Here is a 14,740-nt window from a genome sequence, read left to right on the forward strand (position 1 = left end):
GTGACGGCCGCCCGCACCGGAACCCTCACCACGCGCTCCGCCTGGCACGACGTACCGCGCTTCCAGGTGCGCCGGTTCGCGGCGATCGCCATGGCCGAGGCGCCCGCGCTCGCCGAGGAGATCCTCTGCGAGATACAGCGCGAGTACCCGCATCTGCCCGTCGTCCTGGACGACTCCGGCGAGCCCATGGCCCTGGTCGGCATCCGGCGCGCCATCGAGGTCTTCGTGCAGCACCTGGAGCACTCGGAGGGCCGGCCCACCGTCCCGCCCGGTGTCTTCCAGGACTTCGGTCGCGGCGAGGGCCTCAACGGCCGCTCGCTCGACTCCCTCCAGGCCATCTACCGCATGGGCGTACGCCTGGCCTGGCGCCGCTTCGCCGACATCGGCCAGCGCGTGGAGATCCCGCCCCCGGCGATGTACGAACTCGTCGACGCGGGCTACGAGTACCTGGACGGCCTGGTCGACCAGTCCGTACGCGGCTACGCCGAGGCCGCGGCCCGCCAGGCCGGGGAACGCCTGCGCCTCCAGCGCCGGCTGATGGAACTCCTGCTGGCCGAGCACCACCGCGGCGACCCCGCCGAGGCGCTGACCGAACGGGCCGCCCGGATCGGCTGGCCCCTGCCCGGGAAGGTCGCGGTCGGTGTCCTGCTGCGCCCCGCCCGGGAGGCCATGGCCCCCGCGGTCGGACAGGGGGTGCTGCTCGACATGGAGTACGAGCAGCCCCGCATGGTCGTGCCCGACCCGGACGCGGCAGGCCGCCCCGAGCTCCTGCACCGGGCCCTGGCCGGCTGGTCGGGCGCGATCGGCCCGCCGGTCCCGCTCACCGACGCGGCGAAGTCGCTGCGCTGGGCCGAGGCCGCGGTACGCCTCATGGAACGGGACCTGCTCCCCTCCGGGGAGGTCCTCTACTGCACCGAGCACACCGAGGCGCTGGTCCTCCTCCAGCCCGAGGAGCTCATCGACGACCTGGCCCGCAGATGCCTGGCCCCCCTGACCCACTGCGGCCCCACCCACGGCCGCCGCCTCGCGGAAACGCTCCTGGCCTGGCTGGAGACCCGGGGCGGAGCCCCCGAGGTCGCTGCCCGGCTCGGCGTCCATCCCCAGACCGTCCGCTACCGGCTCCGCCAGATCCGGGAACTGTGGGGCGACGAGATCGACGACCCCGACCGCCGCTTCGAACTGGAACTGGTCCTGCGCGCGCAGCGGCTGCGGGGGGAGCTGGGGGCGGTGCGGGGTCGGCGGTGAGCCGGGCCGGTGCACCCGGCGGGGTTCACCGCCACCGCGCCGTCACACCGTGGCCCGCTCCTTCGCCGCGGCCCGCCCGGATGCGGGAGCGTCCAGGTGGACCACCACCGAGGTGTAGAAGCGGTGCACGGCGTCGTCGACGCTGCGGATGAAGCCGGACTCCGCGTTGCCCCGGCCACTGCCCATGCCCTTGAGGAGGGACAGGCGGAAACCGGTGATCCGCGTGGCGCCGTCCTTGGGCAGCAGGTCCCCCGGCTCCGGGCGCAGCCGCTCCAGCGTGCCGCGGGGGCCTCCCGTCTGGCCGTCCACCAGGGTTTCGACGTGCAGGTCCGCCGGTGCCTCGGCGAGCTGGCGGACCAGGCGCTTGACCCAGGTCAGGGGATAGCCCTGCTCGGGGGCCGGGATCTCCACGGACGTACGCAGCTTGGCGGTGCGCAGGTCGGCGCTGACGGTGAGCAGGCCGGGGGCGCCCTCGACGCGCAACTCCGCGTGCAGCCTGCCCTCCAGACACAGCTGGTCTGCGAGACGGGCGCGGCGGGCCCCGGGGTCGGTGCCGCGCCGGGTGCGCTGGGCGGGCAGCACCTTCTGCCCGAGTTCGCCGCCCAGCCGCAGGCACACCTGGCGGATGAGCCGCTCCCAGCTCTCGACGACCTCCAAGGCGCGCGGGTCGCCCTGGCAGAGGGTCTCGTCGTCGATGCCGTTGCGCACCGGCACCCACGCCGAGCCCATGTTCTGGAAGCCGTGGCAGCCGGAGTTGTCGTGCTGGAGGTAGTGCAGCAGCTCCTGAAGCAGCCAGGCGTGTGCCGCGTTGCCGACGCCCTCGTGCCGGATCAGCATCTGGGCCTGATGGGCGACTTCGGCCCAGGACAGGTGCCAGAGCGCCACCTGGTGCTTGCGCCGCCGGTCGACCTTGACGTCGACCAGCGGGCTGCCCTCCAGCGCGACGTCGTTCGACAGCGTGATCACGGCCTCGTAGCCGCGCCGGGCGGCGATGTCCATATAGGCCTGGACCTGCTCGGACTTGAGGGCGTTGCCATTGGTCTTGGTCTCGACGAGTGCCGTCCACAGCTTGCCCGCGCGCTCGACACGGATCACTCCGTCGGGGCGCCGGGGCGTGTCACCGTGCGGCAGGGAGACCTCGGTGAACGTCTCCATCCGGCCGGACGGCGCGCCGAAGGCGGCGGTGAGTCGCCTGCCGAACTCCGGGATCTGGGCCATCACCGACAGCAGCACCGACGTGGCGCGCATTTCCCGGTCCCGGTCGCTCTTGAGCGCCGACACCGGAAAGAGCCGGGCCTGCCTCCAGGACTCGTTCTCGGCAAGGCTTTTCGCAGGCGCCTTGGGGATCGTGACCTTCTTCTTCGCGGTCCGGGGCCGGGCCGTCCGTTTCTTCGGGGCGGCTTCCTCGTCGGCCGGCGGGCGCGGTGCGGGGACGGCCTCCAGTGTCGTCCGCGGCCGGGCGTCGGGAGGGACGACGGTGGATGGCTCCTCCGCGACCACCGCCGCGCACTCCGCTTCCTCGTCCTCGACGGCCGCCGCGGACTCCGCCTCGTCGTCCTCGATGTCGACGCCGAAGTCCGTCGCCAGCCCGGCCAGCCCGCTCTCGTAGCCCTGCCCGACAGCCCGGAACTTCCACTCCTCCCCGCGCCGGTAGAGCTCACCGAAGATGATCGCGCTCACCGGACCGGCGTCCTCGATGACGAACCGCAGGAGGCTCTCGCCCACGGCGTCGGCCAGTGTCACCCGCAGGTCGTGCAGTTCGCCGAAGCGGGCGCCCTCGTACCGGCTCGCGGCGACGACGATCCGCTCCACGTCGGCCGGGACCGCGGTCAGGTCGAAGCTGATCCGGTCCTCGCTGCCGTCCCCCGTCGGCTCCTTGCCGAGGAGCTGCACACTGCCGTCGGCGGCCACCGGGTTGTTGTAGAAGTAGAAGTCGGCGTCGCTGCGTACCTTGCCGTCCGCGCCCAGCAGCAGAACGGACACGTCGGCGTCGCCCTCACCGCTCGGACTGGACCAGCCCAGGCTCACGATCGCCGATCCGGTGTTCTCGCTCAGGGCCGTCAGAGACACGTTCGAGCCCATGGTCATGTCACGCACAGAGATTCCCCCACCCTTGCGACACCTGTGACGTGTCGCACACAGGGCACTTTAATGTGCACGCCACATTTCTGTGGGGTGCTCACGGGTTTCCGCCCGCGGGCCTCTGCCCATTGCCCGGGCAAACCTCTGTGGCTAGCCTATGTTCGTCATGCCGATCGCCTGTTGATATCTCGAACGTTGATGTCGCGAACACAGGCACCTGAGAACACATAGGGAGGGGGCCGATCGTGGGACGCCTCGTACCAGCCGTGACCCGGGCTCTCGACATTCTCGAGCTCTTCCTCGACGGGGACGGGACGCTCTCCGCCCCCGACATCGTGCGCAAGCTCCAGCTGCCGCGCACGACCGTGCACGAGCTGGTGACCACGCTCGCCGCCCGGAAGTACATCGTCCCGGTGCCCGGCCAGCCCGGACGCTACCGGCTCGGCGTACGCCCGTACCAGCTCGGTGCCCGCTACTCCGAGCAGCTCGACCTCGCGGCCGAGGGCCAGCTCGTCGCCCGGTCCGTCGCCGAGACATGCGACGAGACGGTGCACGTGGCGATCCTCGAGGACACGGACGTCATCTACATCGCCAAGGTCGACTCCACGCACGCCGTGCGGATGGTGTCGGCGGCCGGGCGCAGGCTGCCCGCCCACTGCACGTCCGTCGGCAAGATGCTGCTGGCCTCCCTTCCCGAGCACGAGCTCGCCGCGCGGATCCCCGACGGCGCCGAGCTGGTCGCGATGACCCCCAACAGCATCACCGACCCGGCCGCCCTGCGCGAGACCCTGGCCGAGATCCGTGAGCGGGGCCTCGCGGTCGAGAACCGCGAGTCCAACCCGGACGTGAGCTGCGTGGCCGCGCCGGTCCGCGACCGCACCGGCCAGGTCGTCGCCGCCCTGTCGATCTCCGTGCCCATGATCCGCTGGAGCGAGGAGCGCCGCGCCGAGCTGGAGCAGCTCGCCGCGAAGGGCGCCGCCGAGCTGTCCGAGCACCTCGGCCACCGGAGCATGGCATGACGACGACGCCGTACGAGGTCGCCGTACGGGCCGAGGCCGAGCTCGGCGAGGGTCCCACCTGGGACGCGGCGGCCGGCCGGCTCCTGTGGATCGACATCCTGGACTGCCGGGTGCACACCTACGACCCGGCCACCGGGCGGCGCACGGTCCGTCGGACGGAACAGCACGTGGGTGCGGTCAAGCCGCGGGCCGGCGGAGGGCTGGTGCTGAACCTGCGCGACGGGGTCGGCCTCCTCGACCCTGACGGCAGCTTCCGGTGGCTCCACCGTGAGCCGGTTCCCGGCCGCCGCGCCAACGACGCGGCCGTCGCGCCGGACGGATCGCTGTGGGCGGGCACGATGCGCTACGACGAGGCGCCCGGGGGCGGCACGCTGTCCCGCGTCACCGGTGACGGCTCGGTCGATGTCGTGCTCGACGACGTGACCGTCAGCAACGGCACGGGGTGGAGCCCCGACGGCCGGCTCATGTACTACATCGACTCCCCGACCCGGCGGGTCGACGTCTTCGACTACGAGGTCGGGCGGCTGTCCGGGCGGCGGACCTTCGCGGAGATCGAGGACGGCGCGGGGTTTCCCGACGGGCTGACGGTGGATGCCGACGGGTGTGTGTGGGTGGCGTTGTGGCAGGGGGCGGCGGTTCGGCGGTACACGCCGGAGGGGCGGCTGGACCGGGTGATCGAGTTGCCTGTGCCCTTGGTGACGGCGTGTGCGTTCGGTGGGGCCGGGCTGAGTGACTTGTACATCACGACGGCTCGGGTCGGGCTGACGGAGCCGCCGGCACTGGCGGGGTCGGTGTTCGTGGTGCCGGGGGTGGGCAAGGGGCTCGAGCAGCCCGCATTCGCGGGCTGAGCTGCGGGCAGTCGTGCCTCCCCCAGTGCCTTAAGGGCCTGGGAGGTGCCCCCAGGCGGCACGGGTGGGCGCGGCGGCACCCCGCAGCGCCGGGTTGCGCACCCACCCCGCCCGGACCGACCCGGCGGCTCCGCGCACCCACCCCGCCTAGAGCAACCCTGCGGCCTTCCGTTCCTCAGCCGTCAGCGGTGGCCCGCTCAACGTCGGCCGCAACGGCCCCACCGCCGCCGCGACCATCACCGACGGTGTCAGCAACACGCCCGCCCCCCGCTCCAGCGACGTCACGTCCGTCACCCGGCGGGCGATGCGCCCGTTGCCCGTCGCCGTGTACATCAGCCGGTCCACGTACGCCGTCACGAGCCGGTCCCGCAGCGTCGGGCCCTGCTCCGTCGCGCCCGGGTAGAAGACGTCCTGCCCGATCGCCAGGTCCCAGGCCGCGCCGACCGGGCGGGACACCGCCTTCTGGATCAGCCGGGACAGCCCGGGAGCCGCCCAGCCGTGCCGCCGCAGCGTGTCCCGCAGGAGCAGGGCGCTCTGCGCGGCGACGGCCAGGCCGTGCCCGTAGACCGGGTTGAACGCGGCGAGAGCGTCGCCGAGGACGGCGAAGTTCGCGGGCCACACCGGCATCCGCTCGTAGAAGTGCCGGCGGTTGACGGTCGTGCGGGTGAACGCCACGTCGGACAGCGGCTCGGCCCGTTCGAGCAGTTCGCCGATGACGGGGTGGCGCAGGTCCTCACGGGCGAAGCGGACGAAGTCGTCTTTCTCCGGGGACGGCCGGCCGCCCCGGGTGCCGCACAGGGTGACGATCCACCGGCCTTCCTCGATGGGCAGCAGGAAGCCGGCCCGGCCCGGTCCGCCGTCCCGCCGGTCGGGCTGGATGTTGACGACGGGGAAGCCGTCGCGGGCCGCGGCGGGGGCGAGGTAGAGGCGGCTGGCGTACGCGAGGCCCGCGTCGACCTCGCGCCGCTCCGCCAGGGGCAGGCCGAGCGCGGTCAGCCACCGGGCGGCCCGGGATCCGCGCCCCGAGGCGTCGACGACCAGGTCGGCGGCGAGGGTCCGCTCCAAGCCGCCTTCGCGGGGCCGGATGCGGACGCCCGTGACGGCCGTGTCCGTGCCGGTCAGGCCCACCGCCTGCGCCCGCTCGACGACTTCGATCCGCGGGTCGGCCAGGACCCGGGCGCGGACGGTCGCGTCCAGCAGGTCCCGGCCGGCGAGGATCACATGGTGGGACTCGGCCCAGCGCCGGAACCAGCCCCGCGTCCCCAGGGCGACGACGTCCGTCGTGACCGGCAGCCGGTTCGCCCCGGCCTCGCGGAGTGCTCCGGTGATGCCCGGCAGCAGTTCCTCCATGGCCCGCGCGCCGCCCGACCAGAGCATGTGCGCGTGCCGGGCCTGCGGCAGCCCCTTGCGGGGGCCGGGAGCGGCGGGCAACGCGTCGCGCTCCACGACGACGACCCTGTCGGCGAAGTCGGCCAGGGCACGGGCCGCGAGCATGCCGGAGTGGGATCCCCCCAGGACGACGGCGGTTCTGGCGGGGGTGGGACGGTCAGTCATGCGCGGGCGTTCTCTCTCCCGGGGGCGGCCGCGCGTGAGCGTACCGCCTCGATGTGGTCGCGGTGACGCAGGGCCAGGGCCACGGCCTGGATCTCCTGGAGCAGGTAGGCGGTGTCGGGGCCGGACGGGGAGGCGGCGCTGTCGGACTGCGGGGCCCGCTCCCGCGCGGCGACGGCGTCCAGGATCGTGACGGCGGCGGCCAGGGCCTTGGCCCGGCCGGGCTCGAACCCGAGGTCCAGGGCAGCGGCGTAGGAGCGTTCCCGCAGGTCCTCGTCGAGGTGCCGGGAGAGCTGGAGGAGCACGTCGCGGATGTACGTCTCCCGGCGGATCAGGCGCAGTTCGCCGGTGGCGCGCGGGGCGAAGGGGGCGCCGCCGCCGTTCACGGAGCGCAGCAGCAGGTACAGGGGGCGCAGCTGCCAGTGGGCGAGCCGGATGCGCCAGCGCTCGTGCAGGTACTGGCCGCCGTGCGGGATGATGAAGCCGATCGCGACCATCGTGGCCGACAGGCAGGCGGCCGAGGGCGCCAGGTAGGTGCTCAGCCAGTCCAGATCGTGGCCGGTCAACCGGGCGATGACGGCGGTGAGTTTGGCGACGTCGAAGAGCAGGTTCGTCGCGTAGCCGACGCCCAGGAACCTCAGGCCCCAGCGCAGCCAGGCGTCGAGGCCGTCGGTGCGCACCCAGTTCCAGATCAGCCGGGCCGTGACCGAACAGGCCACGGTGTGCGCGAGGAGATAGAGCAGGATCTCCTCGCGCATGAAGGGCGTGGTGGCGTAGTACGTGTCCAGGTCCCGGCGGCGTTCCACGGGGACGTCCGCGAGCCAGAACAGCACCCACAGGGCGACGACCACGCCCGCGTAGGCGAAGACGACCCAGCGGGCGGCGCGGCGCGTCGAGGCCGAGCGGTCGGCCAGGCCGTTGCGCCAGGCGACGATCAGCAGCAGCCAGGACGCGCACAGCGCGGTGAGCAGCGAGTAGACCAGCGGCGCCGCGATGTTCGGCACGCCGGTGACGCGGTTGGTCCAGCCGATGACCGCCGGGGACGCGAAGACGAACACGGCACAGGCGAACAGCAGCAGCCCGCCGACGGCCCGCAGCATCGGGTCCCGCCACATCCTCACCAGGCTGGGCAGCTTCATCACGAGGGCGACGGTCAGTGCGCCGATCGGCAGCCAGAAGGAGACGGAGAAGGTGTCGAGGACGTCCCGTGCGTGGGTCATCGCGCGCCGCCTCCCCGTCCGCGGTAGCCCATCGACCGTCGCACCGGGTCGAGCGCGGCGTCCGGCTCACCCGGGGCGGTGCCGTCCGCGAAGGAGCGGAACGCGGCGGCCAGCCGGTGCCCGAACGCGTCGGCGTCGGCCTCGTCCCGCTCGCGCGAGCCGTCCCGCGCCGCGACCGTCAGTGCCACGGACCTCCAGCCGGGCTCGCGGTCCAGGGCCCGGGCCGCTGCCGTACCGGCGGCATGGTGGTGGCCGTGCCCCGCGTGCAGGTGCCACAACTCATGCCCGAGGATGACCAGTTGCTGCACCGCCTCGGCCCGCTCCTCGACGATGACCAGGTCGAAGTCCTGGAACTCCACCCACAGCCCGGTCACTTCGATCTCGTCGGGGAACCGCTCGAAACGCAGCTCGACCGGACGGCCGTCGCGCCGCGCGCTCATCTCCTCGCACAGCGCGCGGCACAACGACCGCACGCCGTCCGGGACCTGCTCCCGCGCCCGGACCGCGGCGGCGAGTTCGGTGGCCAGGCGGCGCATGGCGGCCCCACGTCGCGAGCGCCTGAGCGCGGTGGCGACTCGCACTCGCGCGCCCGCGATGTCCATCGCTCCCCCTTCTCAGCGCCGGCCGGCGGCTTGGCCGCGCGTCCGAGACTACGCGCCCGAAAGTGTTCGCGTCATGCGATCCGGTACCGGTAGTGCAGCGGGGAACGACCGGTCCTGCCCGAAAGCCGTGACCAAAGTTCCGGGCCGACCATTGACGAGAAAGCGCTTCCTCTTTACCGTCCCGTTCGAAGTCACGAGCACCTTCCGGTATATCGAACACGACAGTAAGGGCAGGGCATGGGACGACCTGACCTGAATCGCAGGCAGCTACTCGGCGGGCTCGGAGGACTCTTCGTCGCGGGCAGCTTCGGCTTCGCCGCGCTCGGCACGGGCGCCGACGCACTCGCCGCCGACGCCGACACCCGCGTGCGCTACTGGAACCTCTTCAGCGGCGGCGACGGATCCAACATGATCGCCATGCTGGACGCCTTCCGTAAGGCCAACCCGGACATCGCGGTGAAGGACTCCACCCTCCAGTGGGGCAGCCCCTTCTACACCAAGCTCGCCATGGCCGCCGCGGGCAACCGCGCACCCGACCTCGGCGTCATGCACCTCGGCCGGGTCACGGGCTTCTCACCCGGCCGCTTCCTGGACCCCTGGGACGTGGACCTGCTCGGCAAGTACGGCGTACGGGAAGCCGACTTCAACCCCGCCCTGTGGAAGCGCGCCGTCATCGACGGCAAGCTCTACGCCCTCCCGCTCGACATCCACGTCCAGCTCTGCTTCTACCGCAAGGACGTGCTGAGGAAGGCGGGCCTGCTCGGCGACGACGGCCGGATCGTGCCCGTCACCTCCACCGACGACTGGTTCGACGTCCTCAAGGAGGCCAGGAAGGCCACCAAGAAGGGGCTGCAGACCATCGGCATGTGGTCCACCGACCAGAACTTCCAGTGGTGGTTCTTCGTCGCCTTCTACACCCAGCTCGGCGGCACCTGGTTCAACGCCGCCCACACCGAGGTCACCTTCGACACCGGCAAGGCCACCCAGGTCCTTCAGTTCCTGCGTCGGCACATCACCGACGGATACTGCGACCCGGGCTTCGCGGGCCTCGCCGGGGCCGAACAGTTCGTCAACGGCTCCCCCTTCGTCTGGGAGGGCAACTGGTCGGTACCGGTCTACTCCGGGGCCAAGGTCGACTACGGCGCGACCCCGCTGCCGCCCGTCTTCGGCAAGCCGGCCACCCACGCCGAGTCGCACGCCTTCGTCCTGCCGCACCAGTCCGACCGCGGCGGCCCCGCCGACGAGGCCGCCCACCGGCTCGCCGCCTACGTGGTCCGGCATGCCCGGCAGTGGGCCGCCGGCGGACACATCCCCGCGTACACGCCGACCCTGTCCACCGCCGCGTACAAGGCGCTGAACCCGCAGAGCGAGTACGTGTCGGCCATGGATCACCAGGCCACCGAGCCGAAGGTGTGGTTCGCGGGCTCCACCGGCATCCTCGCCCAGCGCGTCGGCCCGATCGTCGTCGCCTCGACGATGGGCTCCGCCAAGCCGGAGACCGCCGCCCGCCGGATGAAGAGCGCACTCACCCAACTGCTCGCCATGAAGAACCCCATGGACGGCCGCACAGCCGCACAAGGAGGTGCGACCGCATGATGGCGACCAGCGCCCAGACCAGCGCCCAGACCAGCGCCCGGACCATCGCCGCCCCTGCCCGCGCCAGGACAGCCGCCGGCAGCGCCACCCTCCGCCGCGGGCAGGGCTTCCAGCACGGCGGCTGGTTCGTGGCCCCGTTCCTCCTGCTGTTCACGCTCTTCGTGATCTGGCCGCTGCTGCGCGGCGTCTACCTCAGCTTCACGGACGCCAACATCTCGGGCGAGGGCGCGCGTTTCATCGGCCTCGACAACTACCGCGAGGCAATCGAGGACCCCCTGATGTGGGACTCCCTCGGCCACAGCGCGTACTTCACGCTCCTGGTCGTCCCGTGCATCACGGTCCTCGCCTTCCTCCTGGCGATGCTCGCCCACCACATCGAGCGCGGCAAGTGGCTTTGGCGGCTGTGCTTCTTCGCCCCGTTCCTGCTGCCGTCCACCGTCGCGGCCAACCTGTGGCAGTGGCTGTTCAACCCCGGCACCGGGATGATCAACCACGTCTTCGGCATCGAGACGCCGTGGCTGACCGACAAGTCGTACGCGATGCTCGCCATCGTCATCCAGACCCTGTGGTGGACGGTCGGCTTCAGCTTCCTGCTCTACCTCGCCGCCCTCCAGGGCATCCCCGGCCACCTCTACGAGGCCGCCAAGCTCGACGGCGCCAACGCCTGGCACCGCACGGTCCACATCACCCTGCCGATGCTGCGCAACATCACCGGCCTCGTCGTCGCCCTCCAGATCCTCGCCTCGCTCCAGGTCTTCGACCAGGCCGTCGTGATGATGGACTTCCTCCCCGGGCCCGAGGGATCGACCCGCACCTTCGTCCAGTACACCCTCGAAGAGGGCTTCACCAGCTACCGCGTGGGGTACGCCTCCGCGATCTCCGTCATCTTCTTCGTGATCATCGCGGCCGTCGCCCTCGCCCGGATGTGGCTGCTGCGCAACCGTGAGGAGAGCGCCCGATGACCACCGCCGTACCGGCGAAGCCCCGCAAGCCGTGGACCCCCAGCCAGATCGTCCTGACCCTCCTCGGCGCAGCCGTCTCGGCCGCCTTCCTGGCCCCCTTCGCCTGGGCCCTGTTCACCTCCCTCAAGTCGGAGACGGAGGCGGTGGAGGTACCGCCGCACTGGCTACCGCGTGACGTCACCGGCCAGGCCTGGAAGGCCCTCTTCGACACCGGCAACATCACCAACTGGTTCGTCAACTCCGTGGTGGTCTCGGTCTGCGTGACGTCCGTGGTGCTGCTGGTGAGCGCACTGGCCGGATACGGCTTCGCCCGCACCGAGTTCCGCGGCAAGAAGCCCCTGATGGGCCTGGTCATGGCCGGCCTGATGATCTCGCCCGCCGTCCTCGGCGTGCCGCTGTTCACCACCGTCCAGCAGATGGGCATGGTCGACACCTACTGGGGCATGATCCTGCCGCAGTGCGCACCCGCCGCGATGGTCTACATCCTCTACAAGTTCTTCCAGGGCATCCCGCGCGAACTGGAGGAGGCCGCCTTCATCGACGGCGCGGGCCGCTGGCGGGTCTTCTTCACCATCGTCCTCCCGCTCTCCCGCCCCTCCCTCGCCGCGGTCGGCATCTTCACGTTCATCGCCTCGTGGAACAACTTCCTCTGGCCGTACATGGTGACCAACAACCCCGACCTGATGACCATGCCGAACGGCATCGCGACCGTCATGAACTCCTACGGCATCCAGTGGGCCCAACTCATGGCCGGAGGCCTGATGGCGGGCCTGCCCCTGATCATCGTCTTCGTGTTCTTCCAGCGCCAGATAGTTGCGGGCGTCGCGCACACCGGCTTGGCCGGGCAGTAGATGGCGCCCCGGCGGGGCTGTGCTCAATTCGCGGCTCCGCCGCGTGGGCGCGACCAGCCACGAACCACCCGCAGACGAAACTGAACCTCGAAAGGCCAAGCATGCACAAGGCCCGCTTCACCCTCGACCCAGCCTTCACAGTCGGCGAGGTCAACCCCCGCCTCTTCGGCAGCTTCGTGGAACACCTCGGCCGCTGCGTCTACACCGGCATCTTCGAACCCGACCACCCCACCGCCGACGACAAGGGCCTCCGCACAGATGTCCTCGACCTGATCCGCGAACTCGGCGCAACAGCCATCCGCTACCCCGGCGGCAACTTCGTCTCCGGCTACAAGTGGGAAGACTCGGTCGGCCCCGCCGGAGAACGCCCCCGCCGCCTCGACCTCGCCTGGCACTCGACGGAGTCCAACCGCTTCGGCCTCTCCGAGTACATCGACTTCCTCCGCAAGATCGGCCCCCAAGCCGAGCCCATGATGGCCGTCAACCTCGGCACCCGAGGCGTCGCGGAAGCCCTCGAACTCCAGGAGTACGCCAACCACACCCAGGGCACCGCCCTGTCCGACCTCCGCGTCAGCCACGGCGACAAGGATCCCTTCGGCATCAAGCTGTGGTGCCTCGGCAACGAGATGGACGGCCCCTGGCAGACCGGCCACAAGACCGCCGAGGAGTACGGCCGCGTCGCCGCCGAGACGGCCCGGGCCATGCGCCAGATGGACCCCGGCGTCGAACTCGTCGCCTGCGGCTCCTCCAGCCAGTCCATGCCGACGTTCGCCGAGTGGGAGGCGACCGTCCTGCAGGAGACGTACGACCTCGTCGACTACATCTCCCTCCACGCCTACTACTGGCCCGAGAACGGCGACATCGACTCCTTCCTGGCCTCCGCCGTCGACATGGAGTCCTTCATCGACAACGTGGTCGCGACCGCCGACCACGTGGGCGCGAAGCTCAAGTCGAAGAAGCGGATCAACCTCTCCTTCGACGAGTGGAACGTCTGGTACCTGCCCGAGTGGGAGGCCCGCGCGAAGACCTTCGAGCAGGACGACTGGCCCGAGGCCCCCCGCCTGCTGGAGGACAACTACAGCGTCACCGACGCCGTCGTCTTCGGCTCGCTCCTCATCGCCCTGCTCCGGCACGCCGACCGCGTCACGGTCGCCTGCCTGGCCCAACTCGTCAACGTCATCGCGCCGATCATGACCGAGCCGGGCGGCCCGGCCTGGCGGCAGACGACGTTCTTCCCCTTCGCCCAGGCCGCCCGGTACGGCCGCGGCCAGGTCCTCGACGTCCGGGTCGACTCGCCGACGTACGAGACGGCGAAGTACGGCGAGACGGACCTGCTGCACGCCACCGCCGTACGCGCCGAGGACGGCACGGTCACGGTCTTCGCGGTGAACCGCAGCCGCACCGAGGCCCTCCCGCTCGACGTCGCCCTGAACGGCCTCGACCTCACCCGGGTCGTCGAGCACAGCGTCCTCGCGGACGCCGACCCCGACGCCCGCAACACCCTCGACGACCCCGAGCGGGTCGCCCCGCACCCGGGCGACGGCACGGCCCTCCAGGACGGCACGCTGAGCACCGTCCTGGAGCCGCTGTCCTGGAACGTGATCCGGCTGGCGTGACGGGCCGGACGGGTCAGCGTTCGATGCGCACCCGGGCGGACGAGGACGGCGCGGTGGACGTCGTGCCGACCGCCCAGTAGCCGCCCGAACCCGGCACGGCGGCGAGTGAGTTCATGACGACGGGGGTCGTGGCCACCGGCCCCCGCTCGCTCACCCAGGCCGTGCCGTCCCACCGCAGGTAGTGGGCCCGGGTCTGGTCCCAGAAGTCCCACCCGGCGATACGGTCCGGCCGCCCCTGCGCGTCCCCCACGATGCCGGTGAGCATGCCGACGCCGAACGGGGCCGTGACGCTCTCCCAGGTGCTGCCGTTCCCGTGCAGCAGCCGGACACCCGGGGGCTTGCCGGGCGGACCGCCGACGCCGTAGTCGTAGCCCGTCAGCCAGATGTCGTCGCGGGCGACCGCGAGCAGCCCGGTGAAGCCGGCCCGGATGCCGCCGGGCGCCGGCAGGACCGTCCAGGCCTCCGAGTCCCAGCGGGCGACGAGCTGATCGCCGTAGACCCAGATGTCACCGCAGTGCGCGCGGTGGACGCCGGAGGGCGCGGCGGTGGTCGTGGCCGGGGGTGCCTCCAGCCAGGTCCAGGTGCCCCGGCGGCCGTGCAGCAGCACCGAGCCGTCGCTGTTGCGGCCGGAGACCCAGACGTGCCCGCGGGGGCCGGTCGCGACCCCGGTGAGGGACGTCCCGGCCGCCCCGCGTCCGGGGAAGTCGGCCTCCTGCCAGGCCGACCCGTCCCAGGCGAGCAGCCGGGCCGTGCCGGAGGTGTCGGTGCCGACGGCCCAGGCGGAGCCGTCGGGTGTGGCGGCGACGGAGCCGAGGTGGCCGGCGAAGCCGGGGCCGGTGCGCTTCCAGGCCGTGCCGTCCCACACGAGCGCCAGCGCCGTCCCCCGTACGCTCCCGCTGCGGCCCTCCTCGCCCACGGCCCAGGCGAGGTCGGGGCCCGCGGCCGCCACGTCGATCAACTGCGCGGCCGGGGTGGCCTCCGGGCCGGGGACGGCCTGCCACTCGCGGGGCTCACCCAGGAGACCGGGAGCCGCCCAGGCCGTACCACCCCGCAGCGGGGCGAGCCCGAGCCCGGCCCCGACCAGTCCGCCTAATCCACCGATGAAACGCCGTCTTCGCACGAGGTTCCCTCCCTGTCGGCAGCCCTGA

General features: G+C 71.9%; 12 protein-coding genes. 7 read left to right on the forward strand and 5 right to left on the reverse strand.

Features of this window, described 5'->3' with window-relative positions:
* Nucleotides 1–1,245: a PucR family transcriptional regulator gene (locus ACIBL4_RS12815; protein ID WP_399409165.1), complete on the forward strand. Its 1,245-nt coding sequence runs from the start codon at nucleotides 1–3 to the stop codon at nucleotides 1,243–1,245.
* Between the two features lie 42 nt (nucleotides 1,246–1,287).
* Here the strand turns inward: ACIBL4_RS12815 and ACIBL4_RS12820 are convergent, their stop codons facing one another.
* The gene (locus ACIBL4_RS12820) at nucleotides 1,288–3,333 is read right to left on the reverse strand and encodes a TerD family protein (protein WP_399409357.1); all 2,046 of its coding nucleotides are present in this window, start codon (nucleotides 3,331–3,333) and stop codon (nucleotides 1,288–1,290) included.
* A gap of 239 nt (nucleotides 3,334–3,572) precedes the next feature.
* On the opposite strand from ACIBL4_RS12820, the gene ACIBL4_RS12825 reads away from it, so the two are divergent.
* Nucleotides 3,573–4,346 (forward strand): IclR family transcriptional regulator, encoded by a 774-nt coding sequence (locus tag ACIBL4_RS12825; RefSeq protein WP_356928330.1) that lies wholly within the window; start codon nucleotides 3,573–3,575, stop codon nucleotides 4,344–4,346.
* A complete protein-coding gene (locus tag ACIBL4_RS12830) occupies nucleotides 4,343–5,194 on the forward strand; it encodes an SMP-30/gluconolactonase/LRE family protein (protein WP_399409168.1) in 852 nt (283 codons plus the stop codon). The genes ACIBL4_RS12825 and ACIBL4_RS12830 overlap by 4 nt, the downstream gene beginning before the upstream one ends.
* Before the next feature lie 147 nt (nucleotides 5,195–5,341).
* On the opposite strand, the gene ACIBL4_RS12835 is transcribed toward ACIBL4_RS12830, so the two are convergent.
* Genes ACIBL4_RS12835 through ACIBL4_RS12845 form a run of 3 tightly spaced genes read right to left on the reverse strand, consistent with a single transcriptional unit; the run spans nucleotide 5,342 to nucleotide 8,567 of the window.
* Nucleotides 5,342–6,748 (reverse strand): NAD(P)/FAD-dependent oxidoreductase, encoded by a 1,407-nt coding sequence (locus ACIBL4_RS12835; RefSeq protein ID WP_399409169.1) that lies wholly within the window; start codon nucleotides 6,746–6,748, stop codon nucleotides 5,342–5,344.
* Complete coding sequence (locus ACIBL4_RS12840) at nucleotides 6,745–7,965, reverse strand: MAB_1171c family putative transporter (RefSeq protein ID WP_399409171.1); 1,221 nt, start codon at nucleotides 7,963–7,965, stop codon at nucleotides 6,745–6,747. Before ACIBL4_RS12840 ends, ACIBL4_RS12835 begins: the two co-directional genes overlap by 4 nt.
* Complete coding sequence (locus ACIBL4_RS12845; protein WP_399409173.1) at nucleotides 7,962–8,567, reverse strand: toxin-antitoxin system, toxin component family protein; 606 nt, start codon at nucleotides 8,565–8,567, stop codon at nucleotides 7,962–7,964. The genes ACIBL4_RS12840 and ACIBL4_RS12845 overlap by 4 nt, the downstream gene beginning before the upstream one ends.
* A gap of 237 nt (nucleotides 8,568–8,804) precedes the next feature.
* Here ACIBL4_RS12845 and ACIBL4_RS12850 point away from each other — a divergent pair, with 237 nt between their 5' ends.
* The 4 genes from ACIBL4_RS12850 (at nucleotide 8,805) to ACIBL4_RS12865 (ending at nucleotide 13,592) form a co-directional block, all read left to right on the forward strand.
* A complete protein-coding gene (locus tag ACIBL4_RS12850; RefSeq protein ID WP_399409175.1) occupies nucleotides 8,805–10,163 on the forward strand; it encodes an extracellular solute-binding protein in 1,359 nt (452 codons plus the stop codon).
* Nucleotides 10,163–11,125: a carbohydrate ABC transporter permease gene (locus tag ACIBL4_RS12855; RefSeq protein WP_399409359.1), complete on the forward strand. Its 963-nt coding sequence runs from the start codon at nucleotides 10,163–10,165 to the stop codon at nucleotides 11,123–11,125. The genes ACIBL4_RS12850 and ACIBL4_RS12855 overlap by 1 nt, the downstream gene beginning before the upstream one ends.
* Entirely contained in the window at nucleotides 11,122–11,976 is an 855-nt protein-coding gene (locus ACIBL4_RS12860) for a carbohydrate ABC transporter permease (protein WP_399409177.1), read from the forward strand. Before ACIBL4_RS12855 ends, ACIBL4_RS12860 begins: the two co-directional genes overlap by 4 nt.
* Before the next feature lie 101 nt (nucleotides 11,977–12,077).
* Nucleotides 12,078–13,592 (forward strand): alpha-N-arabinofuranosidase, encoded by a 1,515-nt coding sequence (locus ACIBL4_RS12865; RefSeq protein WP_399409179.1) that lies wholly within the window; start codon nucleotides 12,078–12,080, stop codon nucleotides 13,590–13,592.
* Nucleotides 13,593–13,605: 13 nt separating this feature from the next.
* Here ACIBL4_RS12865 and ACIBL4_RS12870 read toward each other — a convergent pair whose 3' ends face one another.
* Nucleotides 13,606–14,712 carry a hypothetical protein gene (locus ACIBL4_RS12870; protein WP_399409181.1) on the reverse strand — a complete coding sequence of 369 codons (1,107 nt, stop codon included), beginning with the start codon at nucleotides 14,710–14,712 and terminating at the stop codon, nucleotides 13,606–13,608.
* Nucleotides 14,713–14,740 lie beyond the last annotated feature (28 nt).

It is taken from the genome of Streptomyces sp. NPDC050416 (genome assembly GCF_044458845.1).
GTDB lineage: Bacteria > Actinomycetota > Actinomycetes > Streptomycetales > Streptomycetaceae > Streptomyces.

What these genes read in the sequence shown, in the direction of transcription:
- ACIBL4_RS12820 (WP_399409357.1), bottom strand. Translation starts at nt 3,333, where the DNA reads ATGACCATGGGCTCGAACGTGTCTCTGACGGCCCTGAGCGAGAACACC.
- ACIBL4_RS12830 (WP_399409168.1), top strand. Translation starts at nt 4,343, where the DNA reads ATGACGACGACGCCGTACGAGGTCGCCGTACGGGCCGAGGCCGAGCTC.
- ACIBL4_RS12835 (WP_399409169.1), bottom strand. Translation starts at nt 6,748, where the DNA reads ATGACTGACCGTCCCACCCCCGCCAGAACCGCCGTCGTCCTGGGGGGA.
- ACIBL4_RS12840 (WP_399409171.1), bottom strand. Translation starts at nt 7,965, where the DNA reads ATGACCCACGCACGGGACGTCCTCGACACCTTCTCCGTCTCCTTCTGG.
- ACIBL4_RS12845 (WP_399409173.1), bottom strand. Translation starts at nt 8,567, where the DNA reads ATGGACATCGCGGGCGCGCGAGTGCGAGTCGCCACCGCGCTCAGGCGC.
- ACIBL4_RS12850 (WP_399409175.1), top strand. Translation starts at nt 8,805, where the DNA reads ATGGGACGACCTGACCTGAATCGCAGGCAGCTACTCGGCGGGCTCGGA.
- ACIBL4_RS12855 (WP_399409359.1), top strand. Translation starts at nt 10,163, where the DNA reads ATGGCGACCAGCGCCCAGACCAGCGCCCAGACCAGCGCCCGGACCATC.
- ACIBL4_RS12860 (WP_399409177.1), top strand. Translation starts at nt 11,122, where the DNA reads ATGACCACCGCCGTACCGGCGAAGCCCCGCAAGCCGTGGACCCCCAGC.
- ACIBL4_RS12865 (WP_399409179.1), top strand. Translation starts at nt 12,078, where the DNA reads ATGCACAAGGCCCGCTTCACCCTCGACCCAGCCTTCACAGTCGGCGAG.